General features: G+C 60.3%; 15 protein-coding genes. 10 read left to right on the top strand and 5 right to left on the bottom strand.

The window, feature by feature from the left end; translation table 11 throughout:
* Positions 1 to 49 precede the first annotated feature (49 nt).
* Positions 50 to 340, top strand: coding sequence for a co-chaperone GroES (locus tag J3R75_RS09880; RefSeq protein ID WP_307261365.1), 291 nt, complete (start codon positions 50 to 52; stop codon positions 338 to 340).
* Between the two features lie 66 nt (positions 341 to 406).
* Entirely contained in the window at positions 407 to 2065 is a 1659-nt protein-coding gene (groL, locus tag J3R75_RS09875) for a chaperonin GroEL (protein WP_307261364.1), read from the top strand.
* An 892-nt stretch (positions 2066 to 2957) separates the two neighbouring features.
* Here groL and J3R75_RS09870 read toward each other — a convergent pair.
* Entirely contained in the window at positions 2958 to 3440 is a 483-nt protein-coding gene (locus J3R75_RS09870; RefSeq protein WP_307261363.1) for a DUF456 domain-containing protein, read from the bottom strand.
* A 118-nt stretch (positions 3441 to 3558) separates the two neighbouring features.
* On the bottom strand, positions 3559 to 5121 hold the full coding sequence (locus J3R75_RS09865) for an NAD(P)-dependent oxidoreductase (RefSeq protein WP_307261362.1): 1563 nt from the start codon (positions 5119 to 5121) through the stop codon (positions 3559 to 3561).
* A gap of 658 nt (positions 5122 to 5779) precedes the next feature.
* Here J3R75_RS09865 and J3R75_RS09860 point away from each other — a divergent pair.
* The 4 genes from J3R75_RS09860 (at position 5780) to J3R75_RS09845 (ending at position 8479) form a co-directional block, all read left to right on the top strand.
* A complete protein-coding gene (locus tag J3R75_RS09860; RefSeq protein WP_307261361.1) occupies positions 5780 to 6262 on the top strand; it encodes a division/cell wall cluster transcriptional repressor MraZ in 483 nt (160 codons plus the stop codon).
* 39 nt (positions 6263 to 6301) lie between these two features.
* Positions 6302 to 6520 carry a hypothetical protein gene (locus J3R75_RS09855; protein WP_307261360.1) on the top strand — a complete coding sequence of 73 codons (219 nt, stop codon included), beginning with the start codon at positions 6302 to 6304 and terminating at the stop codon, positions 6518 to 6520.
* A gap of 182 nt (positions 6521 to 6702) precedes the next feature.
* On the top strand, positions 6703 to 7353 hold the full coding sequence (locus J3R75_RS09850) for a penicillin-binding protein 2 (protein WP_307261359.1): 651 nt from the start codon (positions 6703 to 6705) through the stop codon (positions 7351 to 7353).
* The gene (locus tag J3R75_RS09845) at positions 7310 to 8479 is read left to right on the top strand and encodes an FtsW/RodA/SpoVE family cell cycle protein (RefSeq protein WP_307261358.1); all 1170 of its coding nucleotides are present in this window, start codon (positions 7310 to 7312) and stop codon (positions 8477 to 8479) included. Before J3R75_RS09850 ends, J3R75_RS09845 begins: the two co-directional genes overlap by 44 nt.
* Before the next feature lie 16 nt (positions 8480 to 8495).
* Here the strand turns inward: J3R75_RS09845 and J3R75_RS09840 are convergent, their stop codons facing one another.
* Positions 8496 to 10808, bottom strand: a complete 2313-nt coding sequence (locus J3R75_RS09840; protein ID WP_307261357.1) for a carboxy terminal-processing peptidase — start codon at positions 10806 to 10808, stop codon at positions 8496 to 8498.
* A gap of 60 nt (positions 10809 to 10868) precedes the next feature.
* Positions 10869 to 11342 carry a DciA family protein gene (locus J3R75_RS09835; protein ID WP_307261356.1) on the bottom strand — a complete coding sequence of 158 codons (474 nt, stop codon included), beginning with the start codon at positions 11340 to 11342 and terminating at the stop codon, positions 10869 to 10871.
* Between the two features lie 231 nt (positions 11343 to 11573).
* Between J3R75_RS09835 and J3R75_RS09830 the strand changes: the two genes are divergently transcribed.
* On the top strand, positions 11574 to 12251 hold the full coding sequence (locus J3R75_RS09830) for a YggS family pyridoxal phosphate-dependent enzyme (protein WP_307261355.1): 678 nt from the start codon (positions 11574 to 11576) through the stop codon (positions 12249 to 12251).
* Positions 12252 to 13099: 848 nt separating this feature from the next.
* On the opposite strand, the gene J3R75_RS09825 is transcribed toward J3R75_RS09830, so the two are convergent.
* Positions 13100 to 13978 carry a sugar phosphate isomerase/epimerase family protein gene (locus J3R75_RS09825; protein WP_307261354.1) on the bottom strand — a complete coding sequence of 293 codons (879 nt, stop codon included), beginning with the start codon at positions 13976 to 13978 and terminating at the stop codon, positions 13100 to 13102.
* 233 nt (positions 13979 to 14211) lie between these two features.
* Here J3R75_RS09825 and J3R75_RS09820 point away from each other — a divergent pair, with 233 nt between their 5' ends.
* The 3 genes from J3R75_RS09820 to ruvC all read left to right on the top strand — a co-directional run bounded on the left by J3R75_RS09820 (position 14212) and on the right by ruvC (position 17417).
* Positions 14212 to 15252 (top strand): DUF481 domain-containing protein, encoded by a 1041-nt coding sequence (locus tag J3R75_RS09820; protein WP_307261353.1) that lies wholly within the window; start codon positions 14212 to 14214, stop codon positions 15250 to 15252.
* Between the two features lie 118 nt (positions 15253 to 15370).
* Complete coding sequence (locus J3R75_RS09815) at positions 15371 to 16741, top strand: MFS transporter (RefSeq protein WP_307261352.1); 1371 nt, start codon at positions 15371 to 15373, stop codon at positions 16739 to 16741.
* Between the two features lie 55 nt (positions 16742 to 16796).
* The gene (ruvC, locus tag J3R75_RS09810) at positions 16797 to 17417 is read left to right on the top strand and encodes a crossover junction endodeoxyribonuclease RuvC (RefSeq protein ID WP_307261351.1); all 621 of its coding nucleotides are present in this window, start codon (positions 16797 to 16799) and stop codon (positions 17415 to 17417) included.
* Positions 17418 to 17454 lie beyond the last annotated feature (37 nt).

Below are 17454 nucleotides of genomic sequence, written 5' to 3'. Positions count from 1 at the left end.
AGCATTCCCGTAGTCCACAGAAAGCAAGTCAAAAAAGGAGTCGATCAGCATGAACATCAAACCGTTGGGTGACCGTGTACTCGTTCAGGCCATTGAGCTGGAAGAGCAAGTCAAAGGTGGCATCATCATCCCTGACAGCGCCAAAGAGAAGCCCCAGGAAGCCGTGGTCATCGCCATTGGCCCGGGCAAACGCGACGAGGATGGCAAGATCATCCCCATGGAAGTCAAAGTCGGCGAGACGGTTCTGACCTCCAAATACGGCGGCACCGACATCAAGATCGACGACAAGGAGTACAAGATCCTCAACTCCAGCGACATCCTCGCCATCGTCGTGAAATAAGCCGTTATTGGCAAGAACCAGAGCATTTTTCGCTTTTTTAGTGATATAAGCAAGGAGATTTGAACCATGGCTGCGAAACAGATTCAGTACGATACCAAAGGCCGTCAGGCCCTCCTCAATGGCGTTGCCGCCCTGAGCAAGGCAGTGAAAACCACCCTCGGCCCCAAAGGCCGTAACGTCATTATCGACAAGAAATTCGGCTCGCCGACCGTCACCAAGGACGGCGTCACCGTCGCCAAGGAAGTCGAACTGTCCAATCCCTTTGAAAACATGGGCGCCCAGATGGTCAAGGAAGTAGCCAGCAAGACCAGCGACAACGCCGGTGATGGTACCACCACCGCCACCGTCCTCGCCGAAGCCATCTTCCGCGAAGGCCTCAAGAACGTCACCGCCGGCGCCAACCCGATGTGCCTGAAACGCGGTATCGACAAGGCCGTCACGGCCATCGAAGAAGAACTGACCGCCATGACCATTCCGGTGGACAGCCGCGAGCAGATCGCCCAGGTCGCCACCATCTCCGCCAACGGCGACGCCACCATCGGCCAGATCATTGCTGACGCCATGGACAAGGTCGGCAAAGACGGTACCATCACCGTCGAAGAAGCCAAGACCATCGACACCAGCCTCGACGTCGTCGAAGGCATGCAGTTCGACAAGGGCTACCTTTCCCCCTACTTCGTCACCAACGCCGAAGCCATGGAATGCTCCCTGGAAGACGCCCTGATCCTCATCCACGAGAAGAAGATCAGCTCTCTGCAGGACATGCTGCCCATGCTGCAGATGGTCGCCAAACAGGGCAAGCCCCTGCTCATCATCGCTGAAGACGTCGACGGCGAAGCCCTGGCCACCCTGGTCGTCAACAAACTGCGCGGCACCCTGAACGTCTGCGCCGTCAAGGCCCCCGGCTTCGGCGACCGCCGCAAAGCCATGCTCGAAGACATCGCCATCCTCACCGGCGGCGTCTGCATCACCGAAGACCTCGGCATCAAGCTCGAAAGCATCAAGCTCGAACAGCTCGGCAAAGCCAAGCGCGTCACCATCGACAAAGAGAACACCACCATCGTCGAGGGCGGTGGCGAAACCAGCCAAATCGCCGGCCGCGTCAACCAGATCCGCCGCCAGATCGAAGAGACCACCTCGGACTACGACCGCGAGAAACTCCAGGAACGCCTGGCCAAACTCGCCGGCGGCGTTGCCGTCATCCATGTCGGCGCGGCCACCGAGTCCGAAATGAAAGAGAAGAAAGCCCGCGTCGAAGACGCCCTGCACGCGACCCGCGCGGCCGTTGAGGAAGGCATCGTCGCCGGCGGCGGCGTCGCCCTCATCCGCGCCGCTGACAAGGCCCTTAAGACCCTCAAGCTCACCGGCGACGAAGCCACCGGCGTGAACATCATCCGTCGCGCCGTCGAAGAGCCCCTGCGCCAGATCGCCATCAACGCCGGCGTCGAAGGCTCCATCGTCGTCATGAAGGTCAAGAGCCACAAGGACAACTGGGGCTATGACGCCGCCAAGGACGAGTACGTCGATATGATCGCCGCTGGTATCATCGACCCGAAAAAGGTCGAGCGCTGCGCCCTCCAGAACGCCGCGTCCGTCGCTGGCCTGCTCCTCACCACCGAGTGCATGATCTGCGACCAGCCCGAAGAAAAGAAAGACATGCCCGCCGGCGGCGGCGGCGGCATGGACGGCATGGGCGGCATGGGCGGCATGGGCGGCATGATGTAAGCCAACCACGCACCCTAACCATGGCACCATACGCGCAATAAACGCGTAAACGGCCACTGAACAAAAATCACCGCGCCCGGACTTAACCCCGGCGCGGTGATTTCTTTTTTGGCGCAAAAAACACCTCTTGACACCACCGCCTCTTCCCCGTATTCTTCGCGCCTTCGCGCCTTCGCGTGAGGAAAACAAGCCGTGGGCCACGGAACAGCCGCGCCTTATTACCGGCGGCGTGGATTGCCGCAAAGCGGCAAGACCGGCCGCCAAAATCTGCGATAATCTGCGGAATCTGCGGAAAAAAAGTCTTCTTCGCGCCTTCGCGTGAGATAAAAACAGCGCCCCCCCCCCAAGTCCGCCTCCACTCTTCGCGCCTTATTACCGGCGGCGTGGATTGCCGCAAAGCGGCAAGACAGGCCGCCAAAATCTGCGATAATCTGCGGAATCTGCGGAAAAAAAGTCTTCTTCGCGCCTTCGCGCCTTCGCGTGAGATAAAAACAGCGCCCCCCCCCCAGGTCCGCCTCCACTCTTCGCGCCTTTTTACCGGCGGCGTGGATTGCCGCAAAGCGGCAAGACCGGCCGCCAAAATCTGCGATAATCTGCGGAATCTGCGGAAAAAAAGTCTTCTTCGCGCCTTCGCGCCTTCGCGTGAGGAAAAAACAGCGCGCCCCCCCAGGTCCGCCTCCTACAGATTCGCGCCTTATTACCGGCGGCGTGGATTGCCGCAAAGCGGCAAGACAGGCCGCCAAAATCTGCGATAATCTGCGGAATCTGCGGAAAAAAAGTCTTCTTCGCGCCTTCGCGCCTTCGCGTGAGATAAAAACAGCGCGCCCCCCCCCTGGTCCGCCGCTGCTCGTAGCCGCACGGCATGCCGTGCGGCCGCATGGCAGAACCGTCCTCACCCCATGAGTGCCAGCACAAAGCGCAGGGCGAAGAAACCGCAGAGGATGAATTTGAGGACCGTGCCAACGAGGAAGCCGATAAATGCCCCCAGGCCGGCAATGATGGCCTGGTTGCTCTTCTTACCAGCAAAATATTCCCCGGCGATCGCCCCAACCAATGGCCCGATGATGATCCCCCACGGCGAGAAGAAAAACACGCCGAGGAGCGTCCCCCAGAAACAGCCCCAGCGACCGGCACGGCCGCCGCCGAATTTCTTCACCCCAAAAACCGGTATGACGAAATCGAGGGTCTGCACCACCAGAACCAGCAGCAGCCACAGCCACAACTCCGGGAAAGAAAAGCGCGCAACACCGCCGGCGTGCAGTATCAGTAACGCGGCGTAGGCAAAGGGCGGCCCCGGCAACACGGGCAGCAGACAGCCCAGAAAACCAACGAGCAGGCACAGCGCGGCAATGAAAATAATGGTGAACTCAAGCATGGCTGCACCCCCGCTTTCTTTTGTCTGACAACACCCGACGGGCTATAAGCAAACATGGCCGCGACACTGTGGTCAGCGCCGCGGCCATGACTGCAAATTCAGCAAAAAACCGTCCCGATCAGGACAGATTCACCGTGAAAGCCACTTTGGCGTTCACTTCTTTGCCCACGGCCTCGACCATTTCCGGCGGCACGGGCTTGGACGTCTTCAGAATGGCGATCGCATGCTTGGCTTCGCTGTCCCGCGGCGCGTGAATGTCCTCAATGTTGATGTCGGCATCACCGCAAGCGCGAGTGATCATCGACAGTACCCCGGGACGATCACAGTACTCGACGATGAACGCGTTGCCGCGCGGCACGAAATACACGTGATCAAAGTCGTTCAGACGGGACACCATCAGGTTGTTCTCCGTGATCGTACCGCGCAGACTGACCACCTTCGCCCCGCTCTCCAGGTCAATCGTCATTGAATTGCCATAGCGTTTGGACTCGTCCGCATTGCGCAGCTCAAAGCCGATGCCCTTCTCCTGCAGATAGCGCAGGGCCTCTTCCGGATCCTGCTGGAACTCAAAGTGCTCGGACAGCGCCGCGCAGATCGGTGAGTAGAACCACTTGGAGAACTTGCTCAGCTCGCCATAGAAGCTGCAACGGATCTGCCGTACGGGCGTGCCCCGGCCGATGTAACTGCGCGCGATCAACGCCAGGCGGTACGCCAACTGCTGGTAATTCTCGTTGAGATCGTCTGGAATGCCCTTGTTCACCACATAGGTGTTCACACCACTCTCAAAATAGGCCACGATCTGCTCGGCGGCGCGCTTGGCGGCCGTAAAATTGGCCTCTTTGGTGTTGGCACCGAGGTGCGGCAACATCACGTCGGCAATGTCTGCCACGGGTTTCGGCCCGGCCTCGTCCGCGGGAAACACGTCCGTGCAGAACAATAGTTCCTTCTCGGCCTTGATGGCCCGAATGTCGTCTTCGTTGACAATCCCGGCGCGTGCGCAGTTGATGAGCATGGCGCCCTTTTTGACCAGCGACAACAGGCGCTTGTTGACCATCCCGCGCGTCTCGTCATTCTCTGGTATGTGCAGCGTAATGATGTCGGCCTCGCTGAACAGCTGTTCCAGGCCCACCAGCTTCGCACCGTATTCCTGCGCCTTGGACTCCGATACCACCGGGTCGTACGCCAACAACTTCATGTCAAAACCGTAGGAATGCTTCGCCACTAGCTGACCAATATTGCCCAGGCCGACAATGCCCAGCGTCTTGCCCGTCAATTCCCGCCCCATGAACTTCTTCTTCTCCCAGCCGCCCTTGCGGGTGTCCACGTCCGCCGGAACCACATGGCGGTAGGCCGCCAGGGCCATGGCAAAAACTTCCTCGGCAACGCCGTTGGCGTTGGCGCCGGGCGTGTTCATGACGTCCACATTCTTCCGGCGGGCATACTTGATATCAATGGTGTTGTAACCGGCACCAGCACGCACCACCGTCCGCAAATTGGGCAGAGCATCAATGATGGCTGGGGTGACCTTCTCACTACGCACAATCAACGCCTCGGTCTCCGGATGCTGCTGCGCCAACGTCGCCATGTCCGTCTCGGCATCCTGCACCACGGCGTAACCCTTCGCCGTAAGTATGTCCTTGGCGACTTTATCCAGCTTGGTTGGAATAAGTACGTGCTTCATGAATACCCTGCCCTTCAACATGATTGTGTACGGCCATTTGACCCGATCGCCGGGTGACAAAAACTGACAAAAAACGAGGCTCTTACTATAAGGATAAACGCCCGCTTTTCCAGTTGCCGCGCCAGCAGCTCCACGCCACGACGGTAATCGGTCAGTAACCACCCCGGTGGGGAAAACACCAGGGTGGTTACTGACCGATTACCCGCCCCGGCAACAAAATTCGGTAATGTGCGAAATCTTGTGATAGAAAGAGAGACTTGACACAGTGGTTCTAAAGCCTTTCTCAGCGCCGTAGGCGCAAAAACATGGATATTAAATGATGGTGGTTTTCGGCCCGAATCGGACAAAGCAAGTCGTCTGATCGGCCAAATTCGGCCCAAAGGGCCGCACCATGCATAACCCTGGGTGAGGCGCCCGGAGGGCGCCGCAACCCAGGGGACCAAGAACATAAATGATTGCGCCCGGAGGGCGCCACATTTGCCTGGCATGTCGTGTTCCACCGCGCCCGAGGGAGGTATTACTGGCATCCGCTTACCCGCCGCGCAACAAAATTCAGCTATACCCCTTGCCATTGGAAAATTTCGGACGATATTGGTTCTATCTGGAATAAAATGGAATGTCTTACGAGCTCGCAAGTTCTGACTGAGGGGAGCCTCTCATGCAGTTTTGCTTTCAGGGCAAATGCGTGCTTGACGCCAACAGCCGCCTCAAGCTGCCGCCCTTGCTGCTGATGGATTTATCCGCCAGCAACAACAGCGGCCGGGTGATGCTTTATTGCCTGCCGGAAGGCTGCCTGGGCATTTTTCCCATGAGTGAATGGGAAAATCTGCGCCGCTTGGGCAGCAACGACACGGACGATGTCCTCAACGACGCGGCTTTACGACGGCAGCATCGACGCATTGGCTCACTGAGTCAAAGTGAAGTCATCAGCAATCAGGGCCGCATCACCATACCGGTGATGTTCCGCGATCTGCTGGGCCTGGTCGCCGGCAGCGACGTCATGCTCGTCGGCGCCGAAAAATGGGTCGAACTCTGGAGCATCAAGGCTTGGGAACAGGAACAGCAGATTATCGCCGAACATGAGAAAAAACGCGTCGCCGCCGATATGGACGCCGATCTGAAATCACCACAACCGGGTTAACACCACCAGGCGTGTTCCCGTAATCACGAGGAGAGAGCCATGAGCTATTTCTATACCGAGCGCGGCAAACGCTACTTTGTCGTCACCATGTTCATTCTGGCTTGCTGGCTCCTGGGCAGCGCCGCCACCGCCACCGTGCGGGACAACGCCCGCGTCAGCGTCGACTCCGGCCGCATCGCCGCGTCCCTGCTGAGCAGCACCGCTCCCAGTGAAGTCCCCTCGTTCGCCGTGCTCTGTGCCTGTGCCCACGAACGCTGACCCAGCACCAGCGATCTCCCGCCCCGCTCTCCTCCGCTTCGCCCCCCACTCTTCACCGCCTCGCCCCACCGTTTCACTCCCCCGGAAGTCCATGCCAGCCAATGATGCCCACCGTTTCCGCGAATGCACCCACTCCGGCTGAACTGAGGTGGAAACGCGCTCAGCGGCTGACGGCTGCCTTTATGCTCGGCGCCGTTGCCATCACGGCGCGCATTGTCTGGCTGGCGATGCAATCCGAAACGGCGCGCGAGCTGATTCGCAACCATGCCCAGGCTGCTCAGAGCGTGGCCATTCCCGGCATGCGTGGGCGCATCATCAGCCGCGACGGCATTGCCCTGGCCTATTCCGAACGGCGCCTGCGACTGCTCTGGCAGGTCCCTGCCGACCTCAGTGCGGCAGAAGCCACCTTTGCGCGCTGGGAAGCCCTGAACGACCGCCCCTTTCCGTTGCCACCACGCCAGGACCTGCCATCACATCTCGGCCGCTCATGGCAAATCGCCGACGATCTCGACATGCAACTGCCGGCGTTATGGCACATGACCCAGGCACCCGAAAACGGCCTGATCCTGCGCGCCTATTTCGTCCGCTACTATAGCCAGAATACAGCCCTGCGGGACATTCTCGGCTCAGTCCACACCGATCCCGCCACCGGCCTGGAATGCGGTCTGACGGGCATGGAAAAAGAGTACGACCACGAACTCCGTGGACACGTCGTCACCTTCAGCTTGCTGGCGACATCACGACGAGCGTTCATCAAAGACAACAAGCAGTGGCAGGAAAACCAGGGCAATGGCCGTGACATCCGCATCGACATCCATGCCGCCGCCCACTAACAACGGCACCAGCGGGCACAACCAGCGCCCGGTGCGCCCCAGCGGGCGCAGCCCGGGGCGCTGGCGCAGCGCTTGGCGCTTGGCGCTGCTGATCACGCTCATCGGCGTGGCCGGTTGCCTGATCATCGGCAGTGTCACTCGCGGCAGCACCTCCACACTACAATTTCACCTCCGCCAGGGCGTCTGGCTGCTCTGCGCCCTGACCACCCTGGCGATGGCCTTCGCCCTGCCGCGACAAACCCTCCTGCGCCTTGCCGCTGTCGCCGGCGCGGCAGCGTACCTCGCCTTGCTCGGGGTGCTTCTTTTTGGCGTTCGCATCAACGGCATGCGCGGCTGGTATCGCTTCCACTCGTTCTGCATGCAACCCAGCGAGTTGGCCAAGCCCTTTTTCATCCTGGGTTTCGCCTGGTTGATTGCCCGCCGCGCTCCGGCAACGCCATCCTGGCGGCATTTCGCCCTCGCCTTGTTCTACGCGATGCTCTGGATGCTTCCCGTCATGCTGCAGCCGGACTGGGGTACCACGCTGATCTACGGACTGACCGCGCTGGCGCTCATCTATGCCTGCGGCATCGGCTGGCAGCACGTCGCCTTCCTCGCTGGTGCCGGCAGCGCCGGGCTGCTCGCCGTCTGCCTGCGCTACAACTACGTGTACGAGCGCTTCCTGGCGTTTTTCGGCCTCGGCTCACCGGAAATCGGCGCCCGCGTTGGCTGGCAGGCCATGCAAATGCGTAACTGCTTTATCAAAGGCGGCTGGACTGGCACGCTGTTTGCGGACAACGATGCCGCGCTGCTGCTCGTGCCCTTCCGTTACAACGACTCGCTCTTCGCCTGTGCGGCGGAACTGCTGGGCGTCTTTGGCGTCCTACCTCTGGTCATTCTCTGCTTTGGCTGGCTGGCCTACTGTTGCTATCGGGCACAGCGCAGCCGTTCCGTCTTTGCCTACGCGGTGTACATCGGCGCGGGTTTCATGCTCAGTGGCCAGGCATTCATTCACCTGGCAGTCAATCTCGGCCTCATGCCCACAACCGGCATCACCCTGCCGCTGCTCAGCTACGGCGGCAGCTCACTGCTCGCGTCAGTCATCATCCTGACTATGGTCGAGCGCCTGGCCTGCGAAGAAGTCTAGACCGCACACGGCATCATCACTCAGCCGCCGTCGGCAACGCCGGCGCGGGTGCCGGGGCATTTTCAGCCGCCAGGGCCCCCGCCGGCAGCGCCTGCAGCAGGTCGCCCATGACGCCCAGTGCCGCTTCCAATATTAGGTCCTTACCAGGCTCGCCGGCGTCCCCCGCAGCGCCTTTGTCATCACTTTTGCGGGCATTTTTGCGTTGCGCCTGGAATTTGCGGATCATCTTTGACGCCTCCTCCTCCCGCGCCTGGAATGCTTCGCGTGCCTCGCGTTGAAGGGGCAACGCCTTTACTGCGCGCAAGTCCGCATAGAAGGCGATGTCCCGGTTATATTCCTGGAACAACGGGTCTGCCTGGCTACGCTGCAAGGCCGCGTCCTTCAGTGCCGGCAGCAGTGCGTCGAGGCTATCCAGACGCTGGTACCCGGCGGGCTCAATCACGTCCCAGGGCAGCACATGCGGCAGATTGCCCTCGCCAGTCTCCATGTGGTCCGTGAAAGACGGGAAGAAGATGTCCGGCGTCACGCCCTTCACCTGCGTGGAACTGCCATTGACGCGGTAGAATTTGGCCATGGTGAATTTCAGCGATCCGGGTTCGCTGTTGCCGATCTGCGCCTGCGCTCGACTGATGCTCGGCACTCGCCGCAAATCGAAGATGGTCTGGACTGTGCCTTTGCCATGGGTAGAGCGATCGCCGATGATAATCGCCCGTCCGCGATCCTGCAGGGCGGCGGCGACGATTTCCGAGGCCGACGCGCTGAATTTGTCCACCAGCACCAACAGGGGTCCGCCGTATTCCGCCGTACCGGCGGGCACCATGCGCTTTTCGACTTGACCTTTGTTGTTGCGCACCTGCACCACCGGCCCATCGGCAAGAAAAAGGCCTGAGAGATCAATGGCCTCTTCCAAGGCGCCGCCGCCATTGCCGCGCAGATCGAGAATCATGCCGTCAAGCGGGCGCTCCTGACTGGCCTTGGTCAGCAGCGCGCTAATATCACGCGTGCTGCTCTTAAAGTTGTCATCACCCTTGGCTTTGGCCTCGAAATCGGCGTAAAACGACGGCAGGTACACCACCAGCACCCGGGCTTCCCGGCCAGAAGACAGGGGCAACACGCGAATCTCGCTCTGGGCCTCCTGATCCGTCAACTTCACTTCGTCACGCACTAGGCTCAGGCGTTGCGGCGTCCCCGAACCTTCCGGCAGAATGGTCAGATGTACCGTCGTGCCCTTTGGCCCGCGTATCTGCGAAACGACCTTGTTCAACGGCGTCTCCACCACATCAACGGGGTCCTCACCGTCCTGCGCCACCGCGATAATCCGATCGCCACCCTTGAGATGACCGTCCTTGTCCGCCGGACCACCAGGGATGATGCTCACCACCGTCGTGTAGGAATCCTGCGAGGTCAACACCGCACCAATGCCCTGCAACGACAAACGCATGTTGATGTCAAAATTCTCCTTCGTCTCCGGCGCCATGTACGCCGAATGCGGGTCGTAGACCCGCGTCAACGACGACAGAAAGAGCTCGAGGATGTCGATCGCCTCCAACTCCGTCCGCCGCTTGTAATTACGGGCAAAATTCTTCGCCAGACGCACGTCAGGCGCGTCCTTGGGCAAGACCGAGTCAACGCTTTCATCGCTACCCGCGGCGCCCTGCTCGCCCGCAGTGGCAGCAGTAGTTGCTGCTGCTGCTGCATCGCCCGCGGCGGGTGTCTTGTCGCTAGTCTGTTTGAGCTCTTTTTCCCGTTCTTTCCTGGCGATGATCTCCTCATTGAGCAGCGCATTTTTGACGCGGCGGCGCCAGAGATCGCGCAACTCGTCCATGTTCTTGCACCACGGCTCTTCCCGGGCATCGATGGGCAGCGACTCATCAACCGTGAAGTCGTGGGGCATTTTCAGGCATTCAATGGAATACAGCGCCCACTCGCGGGAACGCCGAAGATAGAGCTGATAGACATCAAAGGCGAAATCAAGATTGGCCACCCGATTGCGACTGTTCCACAGCACCGTCTCATAGGAACGAAAGCTGTCAATGTCCGACTCCAAAAACATCATGCGATTGGCATCAAGGGTCTTGAAATACTCCTGAAACCATTCGCTGGACAGCGCCGGGTCGATCATCTGCGGCTCATAATGAAAGTGCGCGATCAAGTCGACGACTACCTTGCCGACCAGCCGTTCGCGGATGGACGGCTTGACCAGCACGGGCTCCTGCTGCAACAGCGCCTCGGGCGTTTCCCCCGCCGCCCGGACGGACTGCGGCAGGCACAGGCATAGCCCCAACAACAACAATATTATACGACGCGTCGTCTTCTTGAATACGTCCATGATGTTCCTTCGCATACCTATGCTAACGTGCCGCCCACGATCACAACCGCCAGGCGCCATTCAAAACCGCCGCGGCGGCCGATACCCCCGCGGCACAAATTGAATACGAGTAATCACACCGCCCGTGTAGTCCGTCAGCAATTGGTTAAAACGGGCCTTGTGCTGGTGTTCAAAAACGTAAAACCACGTTGGCGACGAGATTTCAATGCGCAAGGTCACGCCATCGACAGACAGGGGGCTCGACTGCGTGGCATTGTCGGCGCCGACAATATCCGCCCAGTGCTCGCGTAAATCCGCCAGCAGCAGCATGTCGTTCTTGCCCACGGCGGCCATGGCCTCACTCACCAACTCGCCCATGCTTCGCGGCTCCGGCCGCAGGTCGGCAAAGACCTCGGCGCGCCGTTCGTCGCCCAGCCAACTGGCCAGGGCGTTCTCCCGGCGCCATTCACGAAAGCTGGGCCGGTCCAGTCCGCCGACGGAGCGTCGGCGATCATCACGCGTCAGCCATTGCTCTGATTTCTTGTCTGTCTTCATACCCCCGGCTCGCCTGCGACGTGCGGGTCGCCATTGCCTGAAAAAAACTACCCGGCGGCCGAAAATCCTGCCGGGCGTTTATATTGACACACGCAACAGCAGCGGGTGCCATCCCAAAGGAACGCGTAACATAATGCCGTAGCCGGCACGGCGCAAAAAACCACCGGCACGAACGTCCACCGAGTATTTCTTGGCACCCATGCCGACCGTATAGAGGAGAATAGTGTTATCATGAGCAACATCGCCGCGAATATTGCCGCCGTCCAGGAACGCTTGGCCAATGCCCTCCAACGCGCCGGGCGTCGCCACGACGACGCGCGCCTGCTCGCCGTCAGCAAGACCTTCCCCGCCGACGCCGTCCAGGAAGCCTACGCCGCCGGCCTGCGCTGCTTCGGCGAAAACCGCGTACAGGAACTCTGCGACAAGGCGCCCAAGCTGCCCGCCGACTGCGAATGGCACCTCATCGGCCACCTCCAGCAAAACAAGGTCCGCCCGGCGCTGGAGCACGCCCGCTGGCTGCATGCCGTCGACTCGGTGGCTCTCGCCCAGCGCATTCAGCGCCTCGCCGGCGACCTGAGCGTCGCGCCGACGCTGCTGCTGGAAGTCAATATATCCGGCGAAGAAAGCAAATTCGGCCTGGCGCCAGGCGCCGTCGAAGCCGTCCTCACAGCGCTGCAGGGCGGCCCAGGCTGCTGCCGCGGGCTGATGACGGTCGCCCCCCTGCACGCGTCCGAACGCGAACTGCACGCCGTCTTCGCCGGGCTGCGCACCTTGCGCGATCAGCTCGTCGCGCGCACCGGCATGGCCCTCCCCGAACTGTCCATGGGCATGTCGGGAGATATGGACATTGCCGTGGCCGAGGGCGCGACCATCGTCCGCATCGGCACGGCGATCTTCGGCCGGCGCTGAGCCGCAGCTCACAAATTGTTAATGTGCGAAATCTTGTGATGAACACTTGTATTTGCGCCAATGTGACCGAAACTCTTCTTTTGCGAAAGGCTTTTTGACAATAGACTCCTTATCAGGTGGTTATGCATGAATTTGCCCCGTAGGGGCACGACCATGCTTAACCCCAGGCTTCAGCCTGGGGTAAGGTATCCCATAGAAATCAGTGCCTCGTAGAGGCACTACAGCACTGAAGTCTTGGTTGAAAATGGTTTGTAATCGTGTTCAGAATGTGTTTGTCAGGCATCCAGTAGTGCCCCTACGGGGCACGATTGGCAGGAGGCATTATTCCCCAAGCTAAAGCCTGGGGTTAAGCATAGTTAAGCGCCTACGGCGCATGTCAAGTATCTCTTTCTATCACAAGATTTCGCACATTACCCACAAATTACGTTTACACTTTTCAACGCAAACGCTCTGTGCTGAAATGCCTCGCCACCGGCCACCATGTCACTCGCCGCGAAGCGGCAGAAGCGCTGAAAGCGCGAAACATACCAGCCCAGGGCAAGCACGCTGAAAGCGTGCGCCGCCCTGGGTACAACGGCGACTATGTTCGTGTTCCTCGGCCCCTTTGGCCCCAGTCGGCGAAGCTGACTGGGGCCAAAGGGGCAATGGAACTCACTTTTCTTGCTTGCTATGTCGCACCCATTCATATTGCATGGATGTGGAAGGCGTGTTCCGGGGGTTGCCACACAGCGCAACCCCTGGCTGGTTGTTGCAAGCTTTCAGCGTGCCTGGGTATAGCGGCAAATGTAATTATCGAACAGCCCCAAAGTCGCCCCAGCCCGGCCATTGCCGTGCACGCCGTCAGTGCCTCAGCGGCCCGCGCGGCATTCCTCGACCAGCTTCATCAGGCGCCGACCGTACTCGACGTAGTTGTCGAACATCGCCTGCGGATCGGCCTTGATGGACGCATCGTGGAAAACCACCTGCATGTGCGGCTCAATGGAGATACCGCCGTCATAGCCGCTGGCCAGCAGGTCCGCCAGAATCCGCCGCACATCGCCATTGCCCTCGCCCGGCCAGGTGCAGACCAGGTCGTTCTTGGCGGTGTCGAAATGGCCGTCCTTGATGTGGATATAGACGATGTGTTCCTTGACGTGCGAATAGAATTCCCAGCTGGATTCCTTCGGGTAGGGTTTCGGCTTGGATTTGTCGTCCGTGCTGATAGGATTGCCCGTGTCGTAAACCAGTTTCAGGCCGGGTACATTCTCCAGCATCTTCAGCGTAAAGGGCCAGCCCATGCCGCCGTAGTTCATGCAGTTCTCGTGCACCGGCTGGATGCCGTTGTCTAGGAACATTTTGGTGAGCTCACGCAGACGCCGAAAACGCTCTTGCTCCATCTGGTCGTCCGGCTCGCGATCGTCCAATCGCGCGAAGCTCATGATGCGGATCAACTTGGTGCCCAGGCGCTGCATCCGCGGAATGGCCCGCGCCGTCTCTTCCAACGAAGAGTCGAAAGGATCCGTGATCTTCTTGCCCCAGTTGGCAATCGTCGAACCAAAACAATTCACTTTCACGCCCGCAGCGTCTAGCTCGTCAGCAACCTGCGCAAAGCGCTCGTCCGGCAAATTGTGGATGTTCACCCCGTCAATGGCGCGGGACTCAATGTTGCTCCAGCCCAGCGCCTTGGTCGCCCGTATCTGTCCCGCCACATCCTTGGCCGCCTCGTCTGCAAATCCAGTATAGTACATCGTCTTTCTCCTGCTTGGCGCCGCCGCCCGTAAAGCGACGGCGGGTCTCTTGTTGTTCCGGTCATAATACCATGCGTGAAAACACGCTTAACATAAAACCCGCCACGCCCTTCAGCAAGAACGCTACAAGTAAATAGCCGTTGCAAATGCTGCTTCTTACTATATAGTTCCCGATCCCCAAATTAGGGAAAGGGTTTCGGCCGTCCACCAAGGAACATAAAACAGGAGTAGAAATGAAGAAAATTGTCGCTGGACTGGTTATTCTGGCGTTGGCCATGCATAGCGCCTGGGCCGACCAAATCGTGCTGAACAACGGCAGCGTCATCAAGGGCAACAATCTGCAGGTCTTTGACGGCAAAGTGAAGATCACGACGGAATTTGCCGGCGAGCTCAGCATTGACCGCGCACACGTCGCCAGCATGACCAGCGACCAGCCCGTGATGGTCAATACCGCCGATGGCAACAAGGTCTCCGCCGTCATCGTCCCGACCAGCGATGGCAAAGCCAGCATCACCAGCAGCCTCGGCCAGATCCAGCTGCCCATGTCCGACGTCGTCGCCATTTGGCCCGTCGGCGCCGCCGACCCGACCATTCCCCCGCCGCCCCCCGGCCGCGTCTGGGCCTACGAAGCCGGCCTGAATATCGCCGGCAAAACGGGCAATACTGAAAAATTCGGCGTCGGCGGTCACGCCAAAGGCACCCTCACCGGCCCCGAAGATAAGCTGCTGCTGTACCTCAAGGCCCGCTATGCCCGCGAAAACGGCATCAAAAACGAGCAGGAAATCATCGCCGGCGCCGACTATGAACGCCGCATCAAGGCCAGCAAACACTCCTGGTATACCCGTACTGAACTCGAACACGACGAGATCAACAACCTCGACTTCTACTTCACCGGCGTCGGCGGTTACGGCTACTACATGGTCGACAAGGACGAACTCAAGATCCGCCTCCGTGCCGGTCTCAGCTATCAGTACAAGACCTACGCCGATCTTCAAGACGACGACAGCAGCCTCGGCATGGACTTCGGCTACCATCACGAGATCAAACTGCAGGACTGGGGCCTCCTGGTCACCGACCTGACCTACACCCCCGCCTTCGACAACATTGACAACTACCGTATCTTCCACGAAAGCGCCGTCAGCATTCCCATCGGCAACACCAAGAACTGGTTCATCCGTCTTGGCATCAGCAACGACTACAACAACCAAGTCGGCGCCAACGTCGATCGCCTTGACACCACCTACTTCGGCCAGCTCGTCTACACCTGGAAGTAAGCAGGCTTCGTACACGACAAGCCATCCCGCGCCCGGCACGGCCACAACCCGCCTTGCCGGGCGCAGTCTTTCCCACCTGCCGCCATTGCTTTTCACCAGTGCTGATGTAAGGACCGCCATGCCCCGCAGTGACGCCCACCGCAACCACCCCGCAGATCAATCTGCAGCCATCACCGGCCCAGCCACACACTCCGAGCACGCCGCCGGCACGCCACCGCCCGAACCCAGCTACCGCCTCACCATCCGCGCCTGTTATCTGGGTTTCGTGGTGCAAGCCCTCGTGGTCAATCTCACCCCCATTCTCTTCATCCCGCTGCGGGAAATGTACGGCTTCAGCTATCAGCAGCTCGGCCTGCTGGTGCTGATCAATTTTCTCACCCAGCTGGCCATGGACCTCATCCTCAGCCACCCGGTCGACCGCTACGGCTACCGGCCCTTCATCATGGCCACGCCTTTCCTGACCATCCTCGGCTTCGTCATCTTCGCGCTCGCACCGGTCTTCCTGCCCCTGAATCCCTACCCAGGCTTCATCGTCGGCACCATCATCTTCTCCGGCGCCAGCGGCATGCTCGAAGTGCTGCTGAGCCCCATCGTCAACGCCGTGCCCACCGACGAAAAAGCCGCCGCCATGAGCCTCCTGCATTCCTTCTACTGCTGGGGACAACTAAGCGTCGTCCTCGTCACCACGCTCCTGCTCTTCGCCCTCGGCGCCGAACGCTGGCAGTGGATCGTCGCCGCATGGCTCGTCCTCCCCGCCATTGACGCCGTCCTCTTCTACCGCGCGCCAATGGTGCCCGTCGTGCCCGAAGACCAGAAACAAGGCATCGCCCACATCGTGCGCACGCCCTTCTTCCGCGTGGCCATGATAGCCATCCTCGTCGGCGGCGCCACCGAATTGATCATCGCCCAGTGGATATCAGCCTTCCTCGAAAAAGCCATGGCGCTGCCGAAAGTCACCGGCGACATCGCCGGCGTCTGCGCCTTCGCCGGCATGATGGGCACCGGCCGCGCCATCTACGGCAACTATGGCGCGCGCTTCAATGTCAATCTGGTCATGATTGCCGGCAGCATTCTGGCGATCATCTGCTACATCGGCGTGGCCCTGTCCACCATCCCCCTGCTGTCCTTCGTGCTCTGCGCTCTCTGCGGCCTCGCCGTGAGCATGCTTTGGCCGGGAACCCTGTCCCTCAGCGCGGCGCGCTTCCCCATGGCCGGCACCGCCATGTTCGCCATCCTCGCCGCCGGCGGCGACAGCGGCGCGTCCATCGGCCCCTACTTCGCCAGCCTCATTACCGACCTGCTCCCTCAACACCAAGCCATGGCCAACCTGGCCACCCAACTAGGCCTCAGCCTCGAACAACTCGGTCTCCGCGCCGCCATCCTCGGCTGCACCATCTTCCCCATCTGCTCCTGCCTCTGCCTGACCTGGATGTACCGCCATCGCCATGACACCGCCAAACGGGCGCAGGTGCCCGCGATGACGCTATAGTATGCACCGTCTTTCCCAGCCTTTCATCGTCCCGCCCCCGGCAGAAACAGGTGTCATGCGCATTCGCAATCAGGCCCAACTGGAAAAATGGCTCGCCATGGCCAAGAGCCCAACGGCCACCGGCGCCGAAAAGCTCGCCGCACGCCCAACCCTAGCCAACGCCGCCCCCCAGCAACGCGTCCTTGGCGTCGATACCGCCCTGCGTTGCACCGGTTGGGGCCTGGTCGACGTCCATGGCAACAAACTCAGCGCCGTCGATTGCGGCGTCATCCGCAACCAGGCCAAGGACCCCGTCAGCCAATGTCTGCGCCGCCTCGCCGGCGGCATCCGCGAACTCGTCGCACTCTATCACCCACAGGTCGCCGTCATCGAAGGCGCCTTCTACTGCAAAAACGTCCGCACCGCCATGGTCCTCGGTTCCGCCCGCGGCGCCGTCATCGCCGTCCTTGCCGAACATGAGCTGCCCATCTTCGAATATGCGCCCCGCCGCGTGAAACAGTCCATCTGCGGCTTTGGCAACGCCAGCAAACAGCAGGTGGCGCTGCTCGTCGCCCAATTCCTCAGCATCAGCACCGAGCAAATCGCGCTAGACTCCACCGATGCCCTGGCCCTCGCCCTCTGCCACGCCCAGGACCTCACCGTCGCTCAGGGCCTCAGCATGCCTAACACCATCTGATGCGGACGGCGCTGGCAAAAACATGCCCCGACTGTCG

This window comes from Oligosphaera ethanolica, assembly GCF_030814695.1.
GTDB classification, from domain to species: domain Bacteria; phylum Verrucomicrobiota; class Lentisphaeria; order Oligosphaerales; family Oligosphaeraceae; genus Oligosphaera; species Oligosphaera ethanolica.
The sequence above is the reverse complement of the archived record's forward strand: the minus strand, read 5'-3'. Positions and strand labels throughout refer to the sequence as shown.